General features: G+C 35.6%; 18 protein-coding genes. 12 read left to right on the forward strand and 6 right to left on the reverse strand.

What is annotated here, in order from left to right:
* The first annotated feature begins 16 nt into the window (after positions 1-16).
* From LMD38_RS02115 to phnA, 4 genes are all read left to right on the forward strand, one after another.
* Positions 17-1,675, forward strand: coding sequence for an outer membrane protein assembly factor BamB family protein (locus tag LMD38_RS02115; RefSeq protein ID WP_062822292.1), 1,659 nt, complete (start codon positions 17-19; stop codon positions 1,673-1,675).
* Between the two features lie 302 nt (positions 1,676-1,977).
* Positions 1,978-2,772 carry a DUF2628 domain-containing protein gene (locus LMD38_RS02120; protein WP_061183230.1) on the forward strand — a complete coding sequence of 265 codons (795 nt, stop codon included), beginning with the start codon at positions 1,978-1,980 and terminating at the stop codon, positions 2,770-2,772.
* A gap of 92 nt (positions 2,773-2,864) precedes the next feature.
* Entirely contained in the window at positions 2,865-3,542 is a 678-nt protein-coding gene (locus tag LMD38_RS02125; RefSeq protein ID WP_062822293.1) for a hypothetical protein, read from the forward strand.
* A gap of 203 nt (positions 3,543-3,745) precedes the next feature.
* On the forward strand, positions 3,746-4,087 hold the full coding sequence (gene phnA / locus LMD38_RS02130; protein ID WP_048528370.1) for an alkylphosphonate utilization operon protein PhnA: 342 nt from the start codon (positions 3,746-3,748) through the stop codon (positions 4,085-4,087).
* Between the two features lie 194 nt (positions 4,088-4,281).
* On the opposite strand, the gene LMD38_RS02135 is transcribed toward phnA, so the two are convergent.
* The 4 genes from LMD38_RS02135 to LMD38_RS02150 all read right to left on the reverse strand — a co-directional run bounded on the left by LMD38_RS02135 (position 4,282) and on the right by LMD38_RS02150 (position 7,251).
* Positions 4,282-5,079, reverse strand: a complete 798-nt coding sequence (locus tag LMD38_RS02135) for an ABC transporter permease (RefSeq protein WP_016718809.1) — start codon at positions 5,077-5,079, stop codon at positions 4,282-4,284.
* On the reverse strand, positions 5,063-5,722 hold the full coding sequence (locus tag LMD38_RS02140) for an ABC transporter ATP-binding protein (RefSeq protein ID WP_062822294.1): 660 nt from the start codon (positions 5,720-5,722) through the stop codon (positions 5,063-5,065). The genes LMD38_RS02135 and LMD38_RS02140 overlap by 17 nt, the downstream gene beginning before the upstream one ends.
* A gap of 54 nt (positions 5,723-5,776) precedes the next feature.
* A complete protein-coding gene (locus LMD38_RS02145) occupies positions 5,777-5,950 on the reverse strand; it encodes an aspartyl-phosphate phosphatase Spo0E family protein (protein WP_001103326.1) in 174 nt (57 codons plus the stop codon).
* A 230-nt stretch (positions 5,951-6,180) separates the two neighbouring features.
* A complete protein-coding gene (locus LMD38_RS02150; protein ID WP_000682074.1) occupies positions 6,181-7,251 on the reverse strand; it encodes an NAD(P)/FAD-dependent oxidoreductase in 1,071 nt (356 codons plus the stop codon).
* 351 nt (positions 7,252-7,602) lie between these two features.
* Between LMD38_RS02150 and LMD38_RS02155 the strand changes: the two genes are divergently transcribed.
* From LMD38_RS02155 to LMD38_RS02185, 7 genes are all read left to right on the forward strand, one after another.
* The gene (locus LMD38_RS02155; protein ID WP_000595026.1) at positions 7,603-7,842 is read left to right on the forward strand and encodes a YuzB family protein; all 240 of its coding nucleotides are present in this window, start codon (positions 7,603-7,605) and stop codon (positions 7,840-7,842) included.
* A gap of 241 nt (positions 7,843-8,083) precedes the next feature.
* Entirely contained in the window at positions 8,084-8,950 is an 867-nt protein-coding gene (gene dapF / locus LMD38_RS02160) for a diaminopimelate epimerase (RefSeq protein WP_000077382.1), read from the forward strand.
* Positions 8,951-8,991: 41 nt separating this feature from the next.
* On the forward strand, positions 8,992-9,345 hold the full coding sequence (locus LMD38_RS02165; protein ID WP_000573827.1) for a HesB/IscA family protein: 354 nt from the start codon (positions 8,992-8,994) through the stop codon (positions 9,343-9,345).
* 289 nt (positions 9,346-9,634) lie between these two features.
* Positions 9,635-9,823: a hypothetical protein gene (locus LMD38_RS02170; protein ID WP_016718805.1), complete on the forward strand. Its 189-nt coding sequence runs from the start codon at positions 9,635-9,637 to the stop codon at positions 9,821-9,823.
* A gap of 172 nt (positions 9,824-9,995) precedes the next feature.
* The gene (locus tag LMD38_RS02175) at positions 9,996-10,337 is read left to right on the forward strand and encodes a hypothetical protein (RefSeq protein ID WP_062822295.1); all 342 of its coding nucleotides are present in this window, start codon (positions 9,996-9,998) and stop codon (positions 10,335-10,337) included.
* Positions 10,324-10,962, forward strand: a complete 639-nt coding sequence (locus LMD38_RS02180; protein ID WP_062822296.1) for an O-methyltransferase — start codon at positions 10,324-10,326, stop codon at positions 10,960-10,962. Before LMD38_RS02175 ends, LMD38_RS02180 begins: the two co-directional genes overlap by 14 nt.
* Before the next feature lie 105 nt (positions 10,963-11,067).
* Entirely contained in the window at positions 11,068-11,421 is a 354-nt protein-coding gene (locus tag LMD38_RS02185; RefSeq protein ID WP_016718802.1) for a YxeA family protein, read from the forward strand.
* Between the two features lie 184 nt (positions 11,422-11,605).
* Here the strand turns inward: LMD38_RS02185 and LMD38_RS02190 are convergent, their stop codons facing one another.
* Positions 11,606-12,061, reverse strand: a complete 456-nt coding sequence (locus tag LMD38_RS02190; protein ID WP_062822297.1) for a 2-thiouracil desulfurase family protein — start codon at positions 12,059-12,061, stop codon at positions 11,606-11,608.
* Positions 12,062-12,141: 80 nt separating this feature from the next.
* On the opposite strand from LMD38_RS02190, the gene LMD38_RS02195 reads away from it, so the two are divergent.
* On the forward strand, positions 12,142-13,023 hold the full coding sequence (locus LMD38_RS02195) for a helix-turn-helix domain-containing protein (protein WP_062822298.1): 882 nt from the start codon (positions 12,142-12,144) through the stop codon (positions 13,021-13,023).
* Between the two features lie 17 nt (positions 13,024-13,040).
* Here the strand turns inward: LMD38_RS02195 and LMD38_RS02200 are convergent, their stop codons facing one another.
* Positions 13,041-14,288, reverse strand: coding sequence for an MFS transporter (locus tag LMD38_RS02200; RefSeq protein WP_016718799.1), 1,248 nt, complete (start codon positions 14,286-14,288; stop codon positions 13,041-13,043).
* Positions 14,289-14,529 lie beyond the last annotated feature (241 nt).

A 14,529-nucleotide genomic window follows, 5' to 3' on the forward strand; every position in this document is an offset into this window, starting at 1 on the left:
ATAGAGGGAGGAAATAATGAAAAAGTTTCAAATCAAACTAAATAAACTACCAATAGAAAATGCTGGAGAAATAGTACTTAGCGTAGATGAGAGTATTGTGTTTCAAGAAAAGACAGACATAATAGACCCGATTTGGTGGTTGTTTGACGCTTGGGTGGGATTTTTTGAATATGATGATGCTACAATTTTCTTAGATGAATATGAAAAAAAGATGGAATTTCAGAAGAAAGATGGAGAATTTCTCATTATTAATCAGAGAGGTAAGAAGTTAGCTAGTGTTGATAGCGAGCAATTTTTACGAGTACTCTTTTCGTTTCTTAAAAAGGAGATAGGACAGATTTACATGAGTGGAGTTGATTCTTTTCGAATCAAAGATGCTTACCATAGAATGTTAGAAATTGAGCCGTTTGTTCCCGAACTTATAAATGGAAATAAATCAATTATGTATCGAATTTATCATTCTACAAGTGGCAAGTATGAATTAAGCTGGAAGTATGTAAAGGGGATAGAGGTTGAACCGATATTTGTTCCGGTATTATCTCATGATGAGAAGAGTATCTTTTATGTGGAGGAAAATAACCACGAAATTCGTAAACTCGATAGTGAAACGAAAGAAGAGGTTTGGCAGTGCCATATTCCATTAGTAGAAGATTGTAATTGCATAACTGTGAATGGTGTCACAATTATTTGGCATGCGAATCGATTGGGAGAAAGTATGGCGAAATTGTACGCTATTTCATCAAGTTCCGGGGAGCTTCTATGGGATTTAGAAATAGAAGGGCATATTATACAAGATGTAAAAATTACGAGAGAAGAATTATCACGTTTATTAGTTATTACACAGGAAGGCTATAATATTTTATTAGAGCTTGAAAGTGGAGTGAAAGTATGGGAAAAGAATGTCGGAGTTGGAGGAGAAAAGTTGCAGTGCCATCTTGGCCCAGATTACTATGTGTTAGTAGGCAATCCTGTTGATGGAGATGGGGAAGTTGATGCATATAGTAACATTGCAATTGCCATTCAATTATTAGACGCTTCTACACTATGGAAACAAATGATGGAAGATTGTAATCCAAATAAACCAGTTACTTTAACTAATGAGCATTTTATATGTGTAGGAATAGAGTTATTACAAAAGTGGGAATATGGAAAAGAAGGTTGTAACTTAATTTTTGAAAAAGCCTTTGATGAGGTATGGTATTCTTACATTGCATCACAAGAATCAAAAATACTATTAGCAAAAACTGAGTATGAATATGACGATGAAAGTAGACAAATACAATGTTATGACCATAAGAGCTATCAAAAATTATATGAAGTAAATATGCCTTTTGAAATTGAAACACATCCATTTATTACCAGTGAGATCATGGTATTGTCCTTAGGAGAAGGTAGAATTTGTGGTATTCATATTCAAACAGGTAAAGTGATTTGGAACAATACGACTCTACATGATATTACAAAGGTTCTGTTATATAAAAATGGGGAAATTTACATTGCTACTTCAAATTTAGAATTAATCATACTTGATGCTAAATGTGGCGAAGTGAAAGATATAATTAAACTCCCTAAAAATGTTGTAGCAATAGATTTTATTGTATCAATTGAGGAAGTTAATAATGGATTATTCATTAGTTGCGTAAGTGGAAATATGTTTGAAATAGTAGAAAGCTAATTTGTGAGTTCTCTTAAGTCGAGATGTTTGTTTTACAATAGTAGTATATATTCACTAAAAAAGATGTATAAAAATGATTTTGATGCATTCTTTTTAGTGAATATATAAAATAATTAACTTAGTGTATTAAACGTATTATTCATAAGTATTCTAATATATTTAAAAGTAAAATGGAATAAGAAACGGATAATTGTCGGAATATATTCGATTTCCATTCATTTTTATGAAATATATGTACTTTTTGTTAGATTCCTTCTTTTTATTTCTATAAAATACACGTATGTAGATATGAGAAAAGGATGATGTACGTGAAGGACACTGTTTTACAAAAAACGATTTCTCCACAAGAATTACATAAAGTTGTTCAAAAGAATACAGCTTATTATGACTTTAAGTGGGGCAAAGTAGAAAATCCAGCGCAAGGGAATACGTGGAATTGGGTAGCCTTTTTCTTCCCACCTTTTTGGTTAGCTTATCGTAAAATGTATAACTTTTTTATTATCCTTATGTTATTATCGGTTCCTAGTATACTTATACCTCCTTTTATAGACATTCCAGATGGAATTTTTTTATCAATTGGTCTAGTTTTTCAATTAGGAATGATGATATTTACTGGATGGCAAGGAAACCGTTTATATTATAAGCACGCTGTTCGTGTATTACATAAGGGAGAAGATATGCCAGATCATGAGAAGGCATATTATTTACAATCAAAGGGTGGAGCTAGTTTTGCTGGTATGATTGGTTTACACATAATAGTAGGGTTAGTATTTGGCGGAGCAACCTTTGGACTTTCCTTATTACCAACTGAGCCAAATATTAAAAATGTTGTTCGTTCAAGTGGTGAAGGTGTGACTTTAGAGATTATGACGGATAATCCGACTTGGAAGTTTGTGAAGAAAGAACAAGATTATGATGTAGTAGAATTTACTGGCTATGATTATACAGAGAAGAAAAATGTGAAAATTAAATTTGCTGTTTATTTTAGTGAAGACTATTTTGAATGGCAAGAAGTATATGAGAATAATAAGAAGTTAAGTGAAGATGAGCTAGAAGAGTATCAATTTTACATCGAAGAAAATGGTTGGGGGTTCTAGTGAGAACTCGTCCATTTTGAAAAGAAGAATCTTGTGAGGGTTCTTCTTTTTGTATATTAGAAAAGTAAATAATGTTAGGGGGAAAAGGTAGTATGATGGATGTTCATTTTTATGATTGGGCTAAAAAACGTCCTAAAAAACATTATAATCGATTACATGAAATGAGAATTTTTGAATTGCTTTTTTCAAAGAAGTTAAGTAGTTTCAATCTTGGATTAGGAACTGTAGAAAATATTGATATATATTGTCTAGCCAATTCTAATAAAGATACTTCTTATGAATTACGTGGGGATTTGTGGAAGATTTGTATATACCTACCTTATGATTATATGCAATTTTTAAATATGAAATCAGTTGAGGAGAAATATAAGCATTTTTGTGATTTGGTTCACCTCTATGTCGTACCAGCTATTGAAAAATATTCAAAACTATCAATAGAAATGATTAAAGCGCATGTGAATGAGGCGCTTCAAGAAATAGAGAAAGAGAATTATGAGATTGTATTTTTGGTGGATAAAACGCCGAAGAAGAGCCCAAGCCGAAAGAAAACGGCTATATTAAAAGGAATTCATCGTTCGGAAGGATTTCAGCTAATGTGTGAAGTGTATAACGATAAAGGGCTAAGAGTGGTAAATAAATTACTCGTAGAAGAAGTAGGGAATGAAGTAGTCTACTCTAGATTTTTAGGTAAACTAAAATGGGAAAACGAGCACTTAATAGTAGTGAAATCTAAGACAAGTAGTTGGATGGAAGAAGTACATGTCGAATAAACTAATTAACGAAATATGTGAATACAAAATACCATACGAATTAAAAATTTGTAAAATACAATAAAAAATGAGAATTCCAGGTAGGCTTGTCAATAACGTGAGACTATGGCACTATAAAGAAATGCTGTACAAATTTTATTTATCGAGATGTAAACATCAATTTTGATTTTTACGTATAAATAATGAACGGAGGAAATGAATTTATGGCTACTTTACCAAATTGTCCAAAATGTAATTCAGAATATACGTATGAGGATGGCGTTCTTTTCGTATGTCCAGAATGTGCTCATGAGTGGGGCCAAGAAGCAGAAACTGAAAATAATGATGGTGCAAAAGTTGTAAAAGATGCGAACGGAAACGTTCTTCAAGACGGCGATGCTGTTACTGTCATTAAAGATTTAAAAGTAAAAGGAACTTCTTCAGTTGTGAAGATCGGTACGAAAGTAAAGAGTATCCGTCTAGTTGATGGTGATCACGATATTGATTGCAAAATCGACGGTTTCGGAGCTATGAAGTTAAAATCACAATTCGTTAAGAAGGCGTAAGTAACAAGAGGAGGCGACTAGCCTCCTCTTGTTTATTGTCATTTTTTGTCGGTAAGTCGATATTCCTTGTCGAATCGTCGATATATTTCAAAAATCGTTGATATATTTTGAGTTATGATAGATATATTCGAAAAATCGTCGATATAATTTCACTCACCGAGAAAGGTGCATCATTTACCGAGCAAAAAGCCAGATTACCGTCCGCCATAGTCAATCTCCTTCAACTGACACCGCTTATTAAAGAAAGTTTTATATCCAAGCTGCAAGAAGATAATAACAGCAAAAGCGGTACTTCCTGAAATACCGAGTATAATGGCAATTTGATATTGAATGGCTGTAAATGGTGATACACCAGATAAGATTTGACCGGTCATCATGCCCGGTAAGCTTATAATTCCCATTCCGACCATAGAATTGATTGTTGGTAAAATAGCAGAGTCAAAAGCGTCGCGTATGAGCGGAGCAGCGGCTTCTTTCGGTGTGGCACCGAGCATAAGTGCCCCCTCGAGTTGACCTCTTTGCGATTTCATATTGTTTAAGAACGTATTTGCACCGAGAGAAACACCTGTCATCGCGTTCCCAACTAACATTCCGGTAATCGGAACGATATATTGCGGTGCATACCACGGATCGTGTCCGATAATAACAAAGATAAATAGTAGAAGTGGCCCAATTGATCCGGCGACCATGGAAAGAGCGGCTACTCGTTTTAATTCTTTAGACATTGGGATATTAACTCGTTTATAAATATTAAAAATTGCAAAGGTAGTAATAGAAGTAATGAGAGCAATTGTATAAAATGGATTACTGTTTTCAAATACGTATGTAAGGACATAGGCAACGAGTACGAGCTGAATCGTCATACGGAACGTTGCGAGCGCGATTTGTTTTTCGCGAGGTATCCCTTTTAATTTCACGAGCCCGATTAAAATAAGAATAAAAATATATGCAGCGGCAAGTTGCCAAATTTGGAGTTCAATCACGCCCTTCAACTGAGAGCACTTCCTTTCTAGTTGCACCGTTTGCTTTACTAATCTCAATAATATCGTCTGCAATTTCTTCTGGAAGTTGTTGCGAGTGTGTGATAACGATAACTGTTTTGTTCTTTTCTCTTGCTAGCGTAGTGAATTGTTTCATAACGCGTCGTTCTGTATCGCTATCTAGCGCCGAAGTTGGTTCATCTAATAAATAAACAGGTGGATCCATAAGTACGATACGTGCAAAAGCAAGTCGTTGTTTTTCCCCGCCTGATAATGAATTAGCGTTGTCTTCTAAATTTTTTTCTAAGCTAACAGTCGTTAATGCACTTCGCAAGGCGGCATCATTTGGAAATGGTTTTTCAGAAAGACGAAGTCCCATTAATAGATTGTCTTTAATGGTTCCATCGAAAATAGGTGGCGTTTGCCCAAGCATGACTACGTCACGTCGTAATTGAATAGGGGGATAGTCAGAAATCAATTTTCCGTTATATTCAATTGTTCCAGATGTTGGAGATTGTAGATCATTTAACATACGGAGCAATGTGCTTTTTCCGCTCCCACTCTCACCGATTATACATGTGATTTTTTCTTTTTGAATCTGTAAATAAGGAATGTGCAGTATATCTTTATATGTAACGTCTTTTAATATAAACATAGATGGCTCCTTTCTGATTCTAGTTCTATCGTATCAAAAAAGAGAAGGTAACGGTTATAAAGAGCAACGTTTTTTCTTCGTCTTGATTTCTATTAATAAGTTAAGTAAACGATCTAATTCTTGGCTGAAAGAAATTACTTTATGATGAGTGAATCCATATTGTTCAACGAGATGAATCAACTCTTTCTTCTTCGCTTCTATTCGATCGTTTAGTTTCGTAACGTTCATAAGTGAAATGGAATGCCTCCTGTAAAAGTATTTACAACACAAAAAATAAGACCGAATGAATTCGGCCTTAAAGGAAATAAAACAACTTATAAATAGCATACACTGTTTATTGGTAGTTTTTAATATGAAAATGAAAAATAAATCATAATTCATATTGAGAAAGATGTGTCTGATAATTATATTTTAACGAATAAGAGAGGCTGCTTACTTAGTAGACAGCCTGTAAAGTATTAACCGTTATGATATTTGTACATCCAGAGGATACCGGATTTTAGTAATCTTGGTACACGTCCCATTAATGGTTGGTTTGCTAGCAAACCAAAGCCATGCTTCTTACCAAGAGAGCCGAGAACACCTTTTAATTTAATGACAGGTAGTTCGTCAGGAAGTGGTTCATTATTCCAACGTTTTAATAATATTTGGACAATTTGTTCTCCTTGCCCTTCAGCAAGTTGTGCAGATGGTGCGTGTGGAAGTGCTGCACAATCTCCTACAACATATACGTGCTCGTTATTTGGAATATTGTGATATTTTGTTAAAACAACCCGTCCGCTACCATCTTGTTCAACTGGAAGGTTTCGAACAACTTCATTGGCTTGAATACCAGCTGTCCAGACGATTGCATCACATTCAAGTGGTTCATCGTGGTTGTACACAATATTTGGCTCTACTTTTGTAATGTTAGAGTTTCGTATAATAGTAACTTTATGTTTTACGAACCATTCTTCTACATATCTACTTAATTTCTCTGGATATGGGAATAGAATTCTATCTTTTCGATCAAATAAGTAGATTTTTAAATCAGAACGACTCTCGCGAAGTTCACTTGCAACTTCAACGCCACTTAATCCAGCGCCAACGACAGCTACTGTTGCATTTGGTTCTAGACTATTTAATTGTTCATATGTCTTACGTGTTTGTTCAATCGATTGTAGGCTATGTGTATATTCCTTCGCCCCAGGAACGTTATGGTATTTATCCTCACAGCCAAGTCCAATAATTAAATCATCATATTGGATCGCTTCGCCGCCATCGAGATGAACAGCTTTTTCTTCGAGATCAATATTTGTTACTGTGCCGTATTGAATATTGAGGCGTGGGTGTTCAGGAAACGGTATACGAATATGCGTTTCTGAAATAGTACCCGCAACTAATGCATAATATTCAGTTTTGAAGCAATGATATGGTACTTTGTCGATTAATGTCACTTGTACATCATCTGGAAGTTGGTTGCTTGGAAGTAGCCGCTGCAGAATTCTCATTCCACCGTAGCCGCCACCTAATATTACGAGGTGTTTCATGATGGATTACCCCTTTTCTGTTGAAATATCCCCTAATCATAAAATTTTATATTAATAAAATATTTTGACTTTACTCAATCAAATTATATCGAATTTGTGAACAAATAACAATGCATGAATGAATACTCTGTTGTACAATAAGAAGAAAAGTAGAGTAAACTGTTTTTCTTATTTAGTTACCATTTCATCGCAAGTAGCATGTTATATAGAAGGAATCATCTATTTTGAAGTGAAATAATGAAGTAACTAAATAGTTTAGAAGGTGTAATGAAAACAACAAGAAACAGCTTAGTTTTTTTCTTATAGATGAAGTCAGAAAGTAATTTGTTTTGTAGTACAGGGGGGAGAATTTTGATTAAACCATTAATTGAATTTTGTGTAGGTAACCTTGCAAGTGGTTCACAAGCAGCTTTAGAGAAATTAGAAAAAGATCCGAATTTAGATGTAATGGAGTATGGTTGTTTAGGATATTGTGGCATTTGTTTTGAAGGACCGTTTGCACTTGTAAATGGTGAAGTAGTACAAGGTGCTACAGTAGAAGAACTTGTTAATAATGTATATGAGTATTTGGATGAAAATCCAATGTTTTAAGGTGTTGCAATCGGCAGCACCTTTTTCTTTTTCTATGAGATAAAATCTTCTTTCGTAGGGAGATAATACTGTATATAAATAAAAAAAGGCCCTTTTAGAAGGGCTTTTTCTTACACAATTTGCGCAAGATTGGCTCATCGCCAAATGTTGTCAAATATGAGAAACGGGGGACATTCATATTGTGTTCTAAAAGCGTGCATTTTATACTTGAAATAACAAATTATTTTTGGAGTGAATACAAATGAGCCAATTTTCTTTTACAAAAATGCATGGTCTTGGCAATAGTTATATATATGTAAATATGTTTGAAGAACAAATTCCTGAAGAAGATTTAGCTCTTGTGGCGGAAAAGGTTTCAAATATTAATACTGGTATTGGAGCAGATGGAATGATTTTAATTTGTCCATCTGACGTAGCGCCGGTGAAAATGCGCATGTTTAATAATGATGGATCAGAAGGAAAGAGCTGTGGTAACGGTTTACGCTGCGTAGCGAAATATGCGTATGAGCATAAACTAGTAGAAGATACAGTTTTCACAATTGAAACGTTAGCTGGCATTGTAACGGCGGAAGTAACGGTAGAAGAAGGGAAAGTTACATTAGCGAAAATCGATATGGGAGCACCTCGTTTAACCCGTGCAGAAATACCGATGCTTGGTGAAGGTGAAACACCATTTATTCGTGAAAACTTCCTATACAATAATCATCGTTATGCATTTACAGCTGTTTCAATGGGGAATCCGCATGCAGTTATTTTTGTTGATGATGTAGACCAAGCGCCTCTTACAACGCTTGGTCCAGTCCTTGAGACACATGAAATGTTCCCGGAACGAGTAAATGTTGAATTCATCGAAATCTTAAATGAGGAAGAGATGAACTTCCGAGTTTGGGAACGTGGATCTGGTGTAACACAAGCTTGCGGAACAGGGGCGTGTGCTGCAGTTGTAGCCTCTATTTTAAATGGAAAGATGGAACGTGGTAAGGAAATTACAGTTCATTTAGCTGGCGGCGATTTAATGATTGCATGGACAGAAGAAGGCAATGTGTTAATGAAAGGACCAGCGGAAGTAATTTGCCGCGGAGTGTATGAGTACAAGATAGAAGCGTAAAGATGTATAATAGAATGAGAACAGAAAGGATGGTGTATTTCATGATTGAAGTTACAGAACAAGCAGCTTTTCAAATTAAAGATATGTTAAAAGATGCTGAGGATGGAGAGAAGTACGTGCGCCTTGCTGTACATGGCGGCGGATGCAGTGGTCTTTCTTACGGCTTAGGATTTGAAGTAGAACCAAACGAAGACGACACAGTTCTTGAGTTTTTCGGTGTCGAATTTGTTATCGATAAAGAAAGTGCTCCCATTGTTAAAGGAGTAAAAATTGATTATAAACAATCTATGCTTGGCGGCGGATTCACAATCGACAATCCAAACGCAATCGCATCATGCGGATGTGGATCATCTTTCCGTACAGCGACGAATGCTGGTAAGCCAGAAGAGTGCTAAGTTTTTAGGTGAAATAGAAAAAGACCTTTTTAGCGATGGAATGCAATCGTTAAGGAGGTCTTTTCTTTTGGCGTAAAAGTCCAAAATGAAACTTATGTAAAAAACTTTTGCTCAAAAGTTAGAAAACAATATATAGTCACTTCATCATTTAGAAATTTCTTTTCACATATTGAAAACGAAACTGCTAAAGTAGCTTTAGGTTGTTCAATTCATTCATTGCTAGTTATTTGAGCTTCTTTTAAAGTTCTCTTTTTTCGAGTTATAATTGAGGGGCAGAAAGAGAGGATATATGCTGGAAAATACTTTTGAATTTATATTGAAGTACATTATAGGTCCTATTTTTAGATTTATAAGATACATTGTGATAGATATTATAATAGAATGCATAATAGAAGGTGTAATAAACGGTATAAGGAAATTACGTGATAAAGCCCATGATAAGTGGCGAAACTGGCGTGAAAGACGTTATTGGCGGTAATCGGTACATAAAAAATTGGTAGTAAAGAGATAGCGGAGAAAAAGCCTTAAGGGAGATGAATGATAAAATTCATCTCCCTTAAGGCTTTTTCTTTTGACATTATGTATACGAACGTATACACTTGTGATTAATAAAATAAACGTATACATTTGTATACAAAGGGGGATTTGAAATGAGAAAAGATAAGTTCATGAAAGAAGGACACCACCGTGGTGAGCGTCATAAAGGGAGAGATGGATCGCATCATCGCGGGCCGAAAACATTTCGACGCGGGAGAGCAATTGCTTTTTTAGAAATGATGAATTTGAAACGAGCGACAATTAAACAACAGTTAAGTGAGCCAGAATTCCAGTCTATTCAGCAAATTTTAATTGGGGAATTAAAGGCAATTGATATGGTTATTAATGAATTTACACAACTATTTGAAATACATGAGAGTGAAACAGAAGAAGCGCCTATGTTAGATGAGCAGGCAGATTTAGAGAAAGGGACTGCATCTGATGAAACAAATTAATCGTTATATTGATTCCGTATTTTGTGGTCAAGATACACTTTTGGATGAAGTGATTGCTTCCATAAAAGAAAACGAAATGCCGCCCATATCGGTATCGCCTTCTTCTGGTAAACTTTTGACGATGTTAGTTTCTATTTCTGGAGCGAAAGATATTTTAGAAATAGGTGCATTAGGTGGGTATAGCGGAATTTGTCTTGCGAAAGGTTTTGGAGAAGAGGGGACGTTAACTTCACTGGAACTAGAAGAAAAATATGCAAAGGTAGCGCACCGCAATCTACATAAAGCGGGATTTGGAAAACAAGTGTCGTATATGACTGGTGCTGCCTTACAAAGTCTTGAAATATTAGCTGCAGGTAATAAACAATTTGATTTCTTCTTTATCGATGCTGATAAGGAGAATTATGAAAATTACTTGACGTACTGCATTAAGCTTGCTAAGCCAGGTGCTTTAATTGTTACAGATAATGTTCTAGCTGGTGGTAGTGTAGCTGATGAAGGTGTGAAACAAAAACGTTATACAGAAGTTATGAAGAAGTTTAATGAAGTAGTAGCAGCTCATCCGAATTTAGAATCTGTACTTATTCCAATTGGTGACGGGATGACGGTTTCTAAAGTGAAGAAATAATTACTATCTTACAAAAGTGTAATGTTCATGTCATGTTTTTGAATTTCTTCTTTAAGCTCTGGGCTTTAAGATAACAATATAAGAAAAACACATGAGGTGAAGGAAATGAAAAGATATATTGCACTTTTTAGTATTTTAGTTGTATTTGCGAGTCTTTTAGTTGGCTGTGATTTAAATCGTATGGGTAAAGATGAGTACTACGTTCAAATTACAGTAGATGGAAAAGAGTATAATGGTAAATCTGATAATGGTGAACCATATAAAGATTACCAATATAAATTAACTGGATTTGATAAAGAAGGTAAAGAAAAAGAATTAGAATTTATGGCACAAAAAAACCTTCGTAAAGAAGCATTCTTACGCGTATACCACTCAGATAAAAAAGGTGTAACAGCTTGGGAAGAAGTGAAGAAAGACGAGCTTCCAGCGAAAGTGAAAGAAAAATTAAATGTGAAATAAGACAGAAAAAAGGAATTGACGAACAGGGTCAATTCCTTTTTATCCCGCTTTAATGGGCAGTAAGACCCCCACCTCAAAATTCAGCAAAAGCAAAGAAGTTAGGTGGGATCAACTGCCCATAAAAGTCCGATTGGTTCAACTAATAATCAGTGGGGGATGAAGAAAACCCCCACTGATTAAAGTTTCACTTTATATTCTCAAAATCCTCTTCTGAAATGACTTTCAATCCATGTCTTTTGAATAAAGCAGTTGTTACCCCGTAACCAGTTTGTTTATTCCCGTTAAATTCTCCCGTATAAATTGTAGAACTACCACAAGAGGGACTACGTTCTTTCAAAATAATATATTCTGGTTGCAAATTTTTAATTTGTTCTAGCGCTTTATAAGCGCCACTCACGAAAGATTCCGTGACATCTTCCCCATCTTTTGTCATCACTTTTGCTTTTCCATCCAAAACGTCATCGCCATTCCCGCCAATAATTTCAGCTGAGGGACGAGGCGTTGGCAATCCTCCTAATACTTCAGGGCAAATGAGTAGTGTCTCTTCTTGTTGCAGCAAATCCTCTATTTTTGAAACGAGATTGTCATTTCCATCATACCGACAAGCAATACCACCTAAACAAGCGCTAATTACGATCATATTTTCATCTCCACTAAAAAAATATTAAATAGCACGCCAAATTCCCTTCCTGCCTCTTACTTATAAATGAGGTGATAAAAATGGGAAGCTTATATAACTTAATGAAACCATATAGTGAATTTCGAAGTAAAGAAGAGTTTAATACATATCAAAAACAAGTTTTGAAACATTATCGATTTCAATTAAATAAAACGGATGCTACCATTATTCATTTTTTAGGAAAGTACGCGGTGAATGAGAAACAGAAAACAGTGGGAGTTGCTTGTCCGTTAATGGAGACAATTGCTACAAATGTTGGAAAAAGTATTCGTACAGTACGTCGCTCCATTGCAAAGTTAGAGGAATTAGGAATTATAAAGCGTGTTGCAACAAAAGAAAGACATAGGCGAGGCGGATATAGTGCGAACTTATATGTTTTTCTTACATCTGCAATTGACCGCATGGATGACCGTATGAGAATGTCCGCATGTGAAAGTGAGAATGATGCAGCTGGCTGTAGTAAAAATGAGCAAAAAAATGAGGGGGAAACAATTCTTTTTAAAAACTTTCCCCAAATAAAAGAGAATAGAAAAGGAACGTACGAACTTGATGAGACGTATTGCCGTCATGATATACCGAAGCCTTTTATATATGCACTTCTACCGATGACGAGTAATCCGAAGAAGATCAATATATTTTGGAGTAAGGTGGAACTTGCATATAAAAAGAGTGGGTTACTAGAGCAAGGTGTTTTACTGGAGCAAATATTAGCTGATGAAGAAGTGTATGGAAATTTCATTTGGCGCGTGAAAAGCGTTGTGAGAGCGTATAAATACGGAGAAATCCGTAAAAATGTGAAGGCTCTTTTATATAGTACAGTGCGGGATTTATTTTTAGAAGTTGGATTAGAATGGGGAGCAGCAATGAGAAGAAGTAAGGGAATACCGTTATTTGATCCGTTTAAAAAGGAGCCATGCGTATAACGCATGACTCCAAGTAGTTAATCAAACTTTCTTACAACTGGAACACGAATCGCTACAAATAGTACGAAGACGATAACGGCGATTGCACCACTTTTCATAACGGTTACGATTGGAATTCCAATTGCAAGCGCGATGGATGTGAATGCATAAGAAAGCGGGATAAAGCCCATTGATGATAGCATAAGCAAACTCATTACGCGTCCCATCATTTCTTCTTTTACTGTCGATTGAATCATCGCCATAAGTGGAACGATAGCCATTGCGATTGTAATACCGTAAAACATGCCAGCTAATAATGCTTGCCATAGTACAGTGCTAAAGTTGATGGATAAGAAGAATACACCAGACAGTAGCATCATGATAATGCAAAATAGACCGCGTCTACGATTAATATTTTTTAAACCGACAATGACAGCACCTATCGCCATACCGCCACCTACAGATGCTTCTAAGTAACTAAACTGAAGCGAGTCACCGTGCAGAACATTTTTAACGAAAAGCGGGAAACCGACTTGCATCGGACCGATTAAAAATAAGTTTAGAAAGGCGCTACAAATAAGGAAAGTTGAAAGGAATGGCGAGTCCTTTACATATAAAATTCCTTCTTTAATAGAAGTGAACATGCCTTTGTCTGTATTTTGCTGCTCTGGCATCGTAAATTGTATTTTTTGAACGAGTATGGCTGCGATAATGAGTAATAAAATTGTAATTGAGAAAATCGTTTCATAGTTCGTAAATTTGATAAGAATGCCGCCAAGTACAGGGCCTAAGATGACCGATGCTTGGTTTGTCATTTGTGTAAGTGAGTTTGCTTGTGTTAAACGGCTTTTTTCTACAAGTTCAGGCAAGATAGATCCATCAGCTGACCAGAAAAAAGCATCAGCAAGCCCGAAGAATAGAGCGAATAAAGCAAATGTATATAGTGTTACATCACCTACGATAAACCATGTAAGGATGGTTGCGACAAGAATAGCACGAACAATATTAGAATAAAACATAATGTTTTTTTTCGGGAATTTATCAGCTACAGCGCCGCCGATAATCATAAAAATAAGCCTTGGAACACTAAGAGCTACGAAAACAACACCGAGTGATGCCTCAAGGTTTAATGTTTTTGCTATGTACCACGTTTGTGAAAAAGTAAAAAAGGCTAAAGCGAAACTTGAAAAAAGAGTAGCTGCCCAAAGAAAAAGGAAATTCGTATTTTTTAATAACGGTTTTCCGCTTCCTTCTAAAGCAGATTTATTTTGTTGTAGTTCCTCCATATTGCTTCCTTTCTATGCGACAAATTTAAACTAAAAAACTTGTTAACAATCACTTTATCCCGCGTTAACGGGCAGTAAAACTCCCACCTCAAAATTTGGCTCGAGCAAAGAAGTTAGGTGGGAGACTAACTGCCCGTAAACGTCCGATTGGTTCAACTAATACTCAGTGGTGGGGGATGAATCCCCTCCCACCACTGAGTATAGTTTCACTTTATACAGTTTCTAATATTTCTATACTGCA

The organism is Bacillus pacificus, assembly GCF_020861345.1.
In the GTDB taxonomy this organism is placed as follows: domain Bacteria; phylum Bacillota; class Bacilli; order Bacillales; family Bacillaceae_G; genus Bacillus_A; species Bacillus_A pacificus.

Coding starts and splice junctions, on each gene's coding strand:
- LMD38_RS02200 (WP_016718799.1), bottom strand. CDS start 14,288: ATGGAGGAACTACAACAAAATAAATCTGCTTTAGAAGGAAGCGGAAAA.
- phnA (WP_048528370.1), top strand. CDS start 3,746: ATGGCTACTTTACCAAATTGTCCAAAATGTAATTCAGAATATACGTAT.
- LMD38_RS02180 (WP_062822296.1), top strand. CDS start 10,324: ATGAAACAAATTAATCGTTATATTGATTCCGTATTTTGTGGTCAAGAT.
- LMD38_RS02195 (WP_062822298.1), top strand. CDS start 12,142: ATGGGAAGCTTATATAACTTAATGAAACCATATAGTGAATTTCGAAGT.
- LMD38_RS02120 (WP_061183230.1), top strand. CDS start 1,978: ATGTACGTGAAGGACACTGTTTTACAAAAAACGATTTCTCCACAAGAA.
- LMD38_RS02145 (WP_001103326.1), bottom strand. CDS start 5,950: ATGAACGTTACGAAACTAAACGATCGAATAGAAGCGAAGAAGAAAGAG.
- LMD38_RS02175 (WP_062822295.1), top strand. CDS start 9,996: ATGAGAAAAGATAAGTTCATGAAAGAAGGACACCACCGTGGTGAGCGT.
- LMD38_RS02170 (WP_016718805.1), top strand. CDS start 9,635: ATGCTGGAAAATACTTTTGAATTTATATTGAAGTACATTATAGGTCCT.
- LMD38_RS02185 (WP_016718802.1), top strand. CDS start 11,068: ATGAAAAGATATATTGCACTTTTTAGTATTTTAGTTGTATTTGCGAGT.
- LMD38_RS02125 (WP_062822293.1), top strand. CDS start 2,865: ATGATGGATGTTCATTTTTATGATTGGGCTAAAAAACGTCCTAAAAAA.
- LMD38_RS02190 (WP_062822297.1), bottom strand. CDS start 12,061: ATGATCGTAATTAGCGCTTGTTTAGGTGGTATTGCTTGTCGGTATGAT.
- LMD38_RS02165 (WP_000573827.1), top strand. CDS start 8,992: ATGATTGAAGTTACAGAACAAGCAGCTTTTCAAATTAAAGATATGTTA.
- dapF (WP_000077382.1), top strand. CDS start 8,084: ATGAGCCAATTTTCTTTTACAAAAATGCATGGTCTTGGCAATAGTTAT.
- LMD38_RS02140 (WP_062822294.1), bottom strand. CDS start 5,722: ATGTTTATATTAAAAGACGTTACATATAAAGATATACTGCACATTCCT.
- LMD38_RS02150 (WP_000682074.1), bottom strand. CDS start 7,251: ATGAAACACCTCGTAATATTAGGTGGCGGCTACGGTGGAATGAGAATT.
- LMD38_RS02115 (WP_062822292.1), top strand. CDS start 17: ATGAAAAAGTTTCAAATCAAACTAAATAAACTACCAATAGAAAATGCT.